Origin of the sequence: Streptomyces chengmaiensis (genome assembly GCF_029846775.1) — a bacterium.
Taxonomy (GTDB): Bacteria; Actinomycetota; Actinomycetes; order Streptomycetales; family Streptomycetaceae; genus Streptomyces; species Streptomyces chengmaiensis.
In genome coordinates this window covers 1-8498 of the sequence record NZ_JARWBG010000106.1, presented here as the reverse complement: position 1 = coordinate 8498, position 8498 = coordinate 1, and the positions used below count along the sequence as shown (strand labels likewise).

The 8498-nt window shown below is 68.9% G+C and carries 1 protein-coding gene, 1 tRNA gene, 1 rRNA gene and 1 pseudogene; 3 read left to right on the top strand and 1 reads right to left on the bottom strand.

Annotated features, from left to right (window positions below; genetic code table 11):
- Window positions 1-99, top strand: a 5S ribosomal RNA gene (rrf, locus tag QCN29_RS36175); the annotation flags it as partial.
- Window positions 100-314: 215 nt separating this feature from the next.
- Window positions 315-387: transfer RNA gene (locus tag QCN29_RS36170), tRNA-Thr, on the top strand.
- A gap of 66 nt (window positions 388-453) precedes the next feature.
- On the opposite strand, the gene QCN29_RS36165 is transcribed toward QCN29_RS36170, so the two are convergent.
- On the bottom strand, window positions 454-3108 hold the full coding sequence (locus QCN29_RS36165; protein ID WP_279933503.1) for a SpoIIE family protein phosphatase: 2655 nt from the start codon (window positions 3106-3108) through the stop codon (window positions 454-456).
- 347 nt (window positions 3109-3455) lie between these two features.
- On the opposite strand from QCN29_RS36165, the pseudogene QCN29_RS36160 reads away from it, so the two are divergent.
- Window positions 3456-8498 (top strand): annotated as a pseudogene (locus QCN29_RS36160) (HAMP domain-containing protein); the annotation flags it as partial.

The window sequence follows — 8498 nt, the reverse complement described above, 5'->3', positions numbered from 1 at the left end:
AGGGGAACGCCCGGTTACATTCCGAACCCGGAAGCTAAGCCTTTCAGCGCCGATGGTACTGCAGGGGGGACCCTGTGGGAGAGTAGGACGCCGCCGAACAATTATTGGGCCGTAGGCTCCTGGACTTGGTCCGGGGGCCTACGGCCTTTCTGCGTTGTGCACCCCAACAAGGTGTCGGCACACGCCAATCTCCGGACAGCGCCAGGTAACTCATCTCCGTAAGCCGGGATCTGATGCCCCGCTGGTTCGGAGCACACGTCCGTTCGGGGTATCATTCTTCATGTTGCCGCGCGGGAAGCCGCGAAGGCGGACAGGCCCCTATAGCTCAGTCGGCAGAGCGTCTCCATGGTAAGGAGAAGGTCAACGGTTCGATTCCGTTTGGGGGCTCGGACAGAATCGACGAAGGCCCCCCGCCGTATGGCGGGGGGCCTTCGTCATGTGCGCAGACAGTGCTCAGATGGCATGCGGCTCCGGGACGCGCATCGCCAGGATCGCCATGTCATCGGAGGCCGGCTCCGCGGCGAAGCGTTCCACGGCACGCAGGACACGGGCGGCGACCGCGCCGGCCGTCAGGCCGGTACAGGTCTTCAGGACATCGACCAGACCATCGTCCCCCAGCATGCGGGTGCCCTCGCGGCGTTCGGTGACGCCGTCCGTGACACACAGCAGCACATCGCCCGGATTAAGGGTGACGATCTGCTCATACAACTCCAGGTCGTCCATGACGCCCAGCAGCGGCTGCGGTTCGGCGGCCGGGGACACCGTGCCGTCCTGGCGCAGCCGGAGAGGCAGCGGATGGCCGGCGCAGACCACCTTGAGGACCGCACTGCCGTCCTCCTGCGGCCACAGCTCGCCGTACAAGAGCGTCAGAAAGCGGCTCCGCGCACCCTCGTCGAGGATTGCCGCGTTGAGGCGCTCGAGCACGGCAGGGCCCCCGAAGCCCTCGCGGGCGAGGAGACGCAGGGCGTGCCGGGCCAGGCCGGTGACGGCCGCCGCCTCCGGGCCCGTACCGCACACGTCGCCGATGGCGAAGCCGTACGCGTCGTCGCGGATGGGGAAGAGGTCGTAGAAGTCGCCGCCCACCTCATTGCCCTCGCCGGCCGCGCGGTAGATCACCTCGACCTCGACGCCGGGGATCTGCGGCAGACCCGGCGGCAGCAGACTGCGCTGCAGGGACTGGCTGATGGCCATGCGCTCCGAATAGAGGCGCGAGTTGTCGAGGGCGAGCGCCGCTCGCCGGGAAAGGTCCTCGGCGAGTTCCAGGATCTCCTGGCGGAAGTGGTCGTCGGTCGGTTTTCCGAGAGTGAGCATGCCGATGACGCGGTTGCGGGCGACGAGCGGCAGCACCACTGTCTCACCGCCGACCGCGGCCGCGGTCGCGAGCGTGACACCGATGCCGGAGGAGACCGGGCGACTGGAGCCGTAACCGAGCTCCCGCTTGGAGACGAGCAGAGCGGCCTGCCGCGCCGCGTCGTTGGGAGAGGTCCATACGCGGGCGCCGGGGGTGGGGACCGGGTCGGGCGGATCGATCCGCGACAGCAGGTCCTTGAGACCGTCGATACGTTCCTCGTCCTCGTGCAGCACATAGCTGAGGTACGGGTCGGAGGACTGGTCGGCGATCGTGTACACCGCGCACCAGGTGGCCAGGGTGGGAACCGTCATCTGGGCCATCAGCGCCAGCGTCTGGTCGCGGTCGAGCGTGCCCGCGAGCAGGTCCGACGCCTCGACGAGGAAGCTGAGAGAGCCGCGGCGCAGCCGCTCCAACTCGCCCAGGCGGGCGGACTCGACGGCCAGGGCGATGCGGTCTGCGGCGAACTGGAGGCGCAGGGCCTCCTCGTTGGAATAGCGGCCGGCGGCTTCGGCGGCGACGCCGAGGGAGCCGGTGAGACGCCCTTCGACCTTCAGCGGCACGGTGACGACGGAGCGCATCCCGGTCGAGTTGAGCAGGGGGACGGCGCCGGGCACCGCGGTGAGGTCCTCGTGGACCGCCGGCATCCGGGCGGAGCCGTATCTACCGGTTCCGGCCTCCACGGGTACGCGGGCGAAGCGCTGGCGGGCCGAGGGCAGACCCGTCGTGGCCCGCACCTCCAACTCCGTCTCGTCGTCGGTGGCCAGCAGCAGAAAGGCGGCGTCGCCGTCGAGCATGTCGCGGGCGCGCTCCACGGTGCGCTGGAGCAGCCCGTCCAGGTCGTCCGGCGCGGGCGAGCCGATGAACACCTCGAAGGGGTCCGTGGTGCGGCTCTCTCTGCCCGCGTCGCTGACAGCGGCGCGCTGTGGGGTCTGGAGCACGGCGCGCTCGTCGTCGCGCACCAGCAGGCAGACGGTCGACGGTTCGCCCTGCGTATTGCGTACGCGCAGATGAGAAGCGTAGACGGGGACGACACGGCCGTCGGCGCCGCGGATTCCGTAGCTGCCCTCCCAGCGGGAGAGCTGCAGGGCCTCGGCGATGCCGGTGCCCGTGCCAGGGGTGTGGGGCCAGGCGGCGAGGTCGGTGAGCGGCTTGCCGACGACCTGCTCCGACGCGTAGCCGAAGACATGCGCGGCGTCCTCGTTCCAGGCGGAGATGGCGCCGGTGCGGTCGATCTGCACGACGGCCACGCGCACGTGCTCGTCGGCTACGGGGAGCAGCGCCGCGGGGAGCGCGGGGCCTGCGGAGCGGGTGCCCACGGGACGCTGCGGAAGGTCGAGCTGGAACCAGACCTGCTTGTGGGTCGGGGTGTAGTCGACACCCCAGCGGGAGGCGAGTGCCGCGCACAGCAGCAGACCGCGGCCGTTCTCATGGTCGGGGTGGCCCAGGGCGTGGTGCGCGCCGTGGATCGGGACCTCGCGCTCCGGGTAGCGGTCGCCGACCTCCACCCGTACCCCCTGGTCCGTGCGCAGGCACAGGACGTCGGCGGCGGTACCCGCGTGGATGACGGCGTTGGTGACCAGCTCGCTGGTGAGGACGACCGCGTCGTCGACGATGTCGGAGTAGCCCCACCCCTGGAGAGTGTCGCGGACGAACGCACGGGCGGCCGCAACGGACCGTCCGACCGGGTCAAAGCTGGCAGCCGCCCGCGCGGTGATCACAGAACTCCTTGTACGCGTCTCGACGCCCGGCTCTGCCATGGTCTGGCCCGCCCCTCCCGGTGCCCGGTGGTAGATCTCGCCCCACTCCGCCCCCGCCGGGCGGACCGGGGCGGTTGGACAGCCGGATGCCAGGTTACTTACCTTCGCTGTCCGAGCGGATGCCGGTCGGCGCTGTTTCCACCCTTCAGGGGCGGGGACGTTATGCGAAGCTGCCGAACTGTTATGGCCTGGTTCGGCCATGGTGAAACACTGGGCAGGCTTCCCGGAACAGCCCGGGCAGTACGGTCAACCCCTGCGGGAGGGACACGGTGGAGTCTGACGTGGCGGCGCGTGGCACGAGCACGCGCGCGAAGGGCGGACGGTCCCGGAGCCAAGGGACCACCGAAGTGGATACGGCGGCCCTGAACCGCCTGATGGCCGCTTTGGTGTCGATGCGGGACGGAAACTTCCGGCGTCGTCTCACCGTTTCCGGCGACGGCGTCATGGCGGAGATCGCGGCCGTGTTCAACGAGGTCGCGGACCGCAATCTCCATCTGACCGGTGAGATCGCCCGGGTACGGAGGGTGGTCGGGCGTGAGGGGAAGCTGTCCGAGCGCCTGGAGCCCGGCACCCTGGAAGGCTCCTGGGCATCGGCGATCAATGCGGCGAACGCCCTGGTGGACGACCTGGCGCGGCCGGTCTCCGAGGTGGGGCGGGTGCTCTCGGCCGTGGCCGACGGCGACCTGGAGCAGCGCATGGAGCTGCGCTCGCACAGCGCCGACGGATCAGAAGGCTCCGTGCGGCCGCTGCGCGGCGAGTTCCTGAAGGTCGCGCGTACGGTCAACAACCTGGTCGACCAGCTGTCGGCGTTCACCGACGAGGTGACGCGCGTGGCGCTGGAGGTCGGCACCGAGGGCAAGCTCGGCGGCCAGGCCCAGGTACGCGGCATGTCCGGGTCGTGGAAGGACCTCACGGACTCCGTGAACACCATGGCGTACCGGCTGACCGCCCAGGTGCGCGACATCGCGCTGGTGACCACGGCGGTCGCCAAGGGCGATCTGTCGCAGAAGGTGACCGTGCATGTGGCCGGCGAGATGCTTGAGCTGAAGGAGACCGTCAACACGATGGTCGACCAGCTCCAGTCCTTCTCCTCGGAGGTGACGCGGGTCGCCCGGGAGGTCGGCACCGAGGGCGAGCTGGGCGGGCAGGCGACCGTGCCGGGCGTGGCAGGTGTGTGGAAGGACCTGACCGACTCCGTCAACACGATGGCCGGGAACCTCACCAACCAGGTGCGCGGCATCGCCGAGGTCACCACGGCGGTCGCCAACGGCGATCTGTCGCAGAAGGTGACCGTGAGCGCACGCGGCGAGGTCGCACAGCTCGCCGAGACGATCAACCAGATGACGGAGACGCTGCGCACCTTCGCGGACGAGGTCACCCGGGTCGCCAGCGAGGTCGGCGCGGAGGGGCTGCTGGGCGGCCAGGCGCAGGTCCCCGGGGCCGCCGGCACCTGGAAGGACCTCACGGACTCCGTGAACACGGTCTTCCGCAATCTGACCACTCAGGTGCGGGACATCGCTCAGGTGACGACGGCGGTTGCGAACGGCGACCTGTCGCAGAAGGTCACGGTGGACGTGGCCGGGGAGATGCTTGAGCTGAAGAACACCGTCAACACGATGGTGGACCAGCTTCAGTCGTTCGGCTCCGAGGTGACGCGCGTGGCCCGGGAGGTCGGCGTCGAGGGCCGGCTGGGCGGCCAGGCGGAGGTGCCGGGAGCAGCCGGGACCTGGAAGGACCTCACCGACTCGGTCAACACCGCGTTCCGCAACCTCACCGGTCAGGTGCGGGACATCGCTCAGGTGACGACGGCGGTTGCGAACGGCGATCTGACGCAGAANTCAGGTGCGGGACATCGCTCAGGTGACGACGGCGGTTGCGAACGGCGATCTGACGCAGAAGGTCACGGTGGACGTGGCCGGGGAGATGCTTGAGCTGAAGAACACCGTCAACACGATGGTGGCGCAGCTGTCCGCCTTCGCCGACCAGGTCACCAGGATGGCGCGGGACGTGGGCACGGAGGGCCGGCTCGGCGGCCAGGCGCGTGTGCCCGGAGTCTCCGGCACCTGGAAGGAACTGACGGACTCCGTCAACTTCATGGCCGGGAATCTGACGTCCCAGGTGCGGCAGATCGCTCAGGTGACCACGGCGGTTGCGCGCGGCGACCTGACACAGAAGATCGACGTCGATGCGCGCGGTGAGATCCTCGAGCTGAAGAACACGATCAACACGATGGTGGACCAGCTGTCCGCCTTCGCCGACCAGGTCACCCGGGTGGCCCGTGAGGTCGGCACGGAAGGCCGGCTGGGCGGCCAGGCGCAGGTGCCGGGAGTCGCCGGCGTGTGGCGTGATCTGACCGACTCGGTGAACGGCATGGCCGGCAATCTCACCGAGCAGGTCCGCAACATCGCCCAGGTCGCCACGGCGGTTGCGCGCGGCGACCTGTCGCAGAAGATCGACGTCGATGCGCGCGGTGAGATCCTCGAGCTGAAGAACACCCTCAACACGATGGTGGACCAGCTCTCCAACTTCGCCGAGCAGGTCACGCGCGTGGCCCGCGAGGTGGGCACCGAGGGCATCCTCGGCGGTCAGGCGGAGGTGCAGGGCGTCTCCGGCACCTGGAAGGACCTGACCCAGTCCGTCAACTTCATGGCGAACAACCTGACCTCGCAGGTCCGCAATATCGCCGACGTGACGAAGGCGGTCGCCCAGGGAGATCTGTCGAAGAAGATCACGGTCGACGCCAAGGGCGAGATCCTCGAGCTGGTGACCACGGTCAACACGATGGTCGACCAGCTGCTGGACTTCGCCGACGAGGTGACCCGGGTGGCCCGCGAGGTGGGTACGGAGGGTGTGCTGGGCGGTCAGGCGCGGGTGCGGGGCGTCACCGGCATCTGGAAGGACCTGAGCGACAACGTCAACCTGATGGCCAACAACCTGACCAGCCAGGTGCGCAACATCTCCCGTGTCGCCACGGCCGTGGCCAACGGCGATCTGACGAAGAAGGTCACCGTCGAGGCGCGCGGCGAGGTCGCCGAACTCGCCGACACCGTGAACACGATGGTGACGACGCTCTCGTCGTTCGCCGACGAAGTGACGCGCGTGGCGCGTGAGGTGGGTACGGACGGTCGCCTCGGCGGTCAGGCACGTGTGCCGGGGGTCTCGGGCACCTGGAAGGACCTCACCGAGTCCGTGAACAACATGGCGTCCAATCTGACCGGCCAGGTGCGTCAGATCGCCACGGTCACCACCGCCATCGCCAAGGGTGATCTCACCAGGAAGATCGACATCGATGCCCGGGGCGAGATCCTGGAGCTGAAGACCACCATCAACACGATGGTCGACCAGCTGTCGTCGTTCGCCGAGGAGGTCACGCGTGTGGCCCGCGAGGTGGGCACGGACGGACAGCTGGGCGGTCAGGCGCGGGTGCGGGACGTGGACGGCACCTGGCGCGATCTGACCGAGTCGGTGAACGAGATGGCGGGGAATCTGACCCGGCAGGTGCGCGCCATCGCGGCCGTCGCGACCGCGGTGACCCGCGGCGATCTCAACCTCAAGATCGACGTGGATGCGGCCGGTGAGATCCAGGTCCTCCAGGACAACATCAACACGATGATCGCGAACCTGCGCGACACCACCCTCGCCAACGAGGAGCAGGACTGGCTCAAGGGCAATCTGGCCCGGATCTCCGGTCTGATGCAGGGCAGGCGCGACCTGGAGGACGTCGCCTCGCTGATCATGAGCGAGCTGACCCCGGTGGTCTCCGCCCAGCACGGGGCGTTCTTCCTGGCGCTGCCGACGGGCGACGCCTCGGATGTGTCGGCCGGCGGTGAGAGCGGCTATGAGCTGGTCATGCGCGCCAGCTACGGCTACTCGGCCGGGCTGATGCCGACGTCTTTCCGGCCCGGCGAGACGCTGATCGGCACGGCGGCGGAGGAGAAGCGGACCATCCAGGTCAATGTGCCGCCCGGCTATCTGAAGATCTCCTCGGGGCTGGGGGAGGCCTCGCCCGCGTATGTGATCGTGCTGCCGGTGCTGTTCGAGGGACAGGTCCTCGGGGTGATCGAACTGGCGTCGTTCCAGCCGTTCACCCAGATCCAGCGGGACTTCCTCAACCAGATCGCCGAGATGATCGCGACGAGCGTCAACACGATCAGCGTCAACACCAAGACCGAGCAACTGCTCAAGCAGTCGCAGGAGCTCACCGAGCAGCTGCGGGAGCGCTCCGCGGAGCTGGAGAACCGGCAGAAGGCGCTGCAGGCATCCAACGCGGAACTCGAGGAGAAGGCCGAACTGCTCGCCCAGCAGAACCGCGACATCGAGGTGAAGAACACCGAGATCGAGGAGGCCAGGCAGGTGCTGGAGGAGCGGGCCGAGCAGCTCGCCGTCTCCATGCGCTACAAGTCCGAGTTCCTGGCGAACATGTCGCACGAACTGCGTACGCCGCTCAACTCGCTGCTCATTCTGGCCAAGTTGCTGGCGGACAACGCAGAGAACAACCTCACGCCCAAGCAGGTGGAGTTCTCCGAGACGATCCACGGAGCGGGCTCCGATCTGCTGCAGTTGATCAACGACATCCTCGATCTGTCGAAGGTCGAGGCGGGCAAGATGGACGTCAGCCCCACCCGGATCGCCCTGGTCCAGCTCGTGGACTATGTGGAGGCGACGTTCCGGCCGCTCACCGCGGAGAAGGGGCTCGACTTCTCGGTGCGGGTCTCGCCGGAACTGCCCGTCACCCTGCACACCGATGAGCAGCGGCTGCTGCAGGTGCTGCGCAATCTGCTGTCCAACGCGGTGAAGTTCACCGACAGCGGGGCCGTGGAGCTGGTGATCCGGCCTGCGAGCGCCGATGTGCCGCAGTCGATCCGCGAGCAGTTGCTGGAGGCGGGGTCGCTGCAGGACGCGGACGCCGAGCTGATCGCGTTCTCGGTCACCGACACCGGAATCGGGATCGCGGCGAGCAAGATGCGGGTGATCTTCGAGGCGTTCAAGCAGGCCGACGGCACGACGAGCCGCAAGTACGGCGGTACGGGGCTGGGGCTCTCGATCAGCCGTGAGATCGCGCGGCTGCTGGGCGGCGAGATCCATGCGGCGAGCGAGCCGGGCCGTGGCTCGACCTTCACGCTGTATCTGCCGCTGCACCCCGCCGAACTGCCGCCGCAGGGATACCCCCAGCTGACGCCGAGGCCGCAGCTGCCGCCGGTCGAGGACATGGTGACTGCGGAGGAGACGCCGCAGATCGAGGCGCCCGGCGAGCCGCGACCGGCGGATGCGGCGACTCCGCCGGCAGCGGCGTCGCCGTCTTCCGGAGCGCCCGCCGCGGCCGCGACGCCGCCGGCGGAGGGCGCGCAGCCGGGACCCGGCGCGCTCTTCCGGCGTCGCCGGGGCGCGCC

What these genes read in the sequence shown, in the direction of transcription:
- QCN29_RS36165 (WP_279933503.1), bottom strand. Translation starts at nt 3,108, where the DNA reads ATGGCAGAGCCGGGCGTCGAGACGCGTACAAGGAGTTCTGTGATCACC.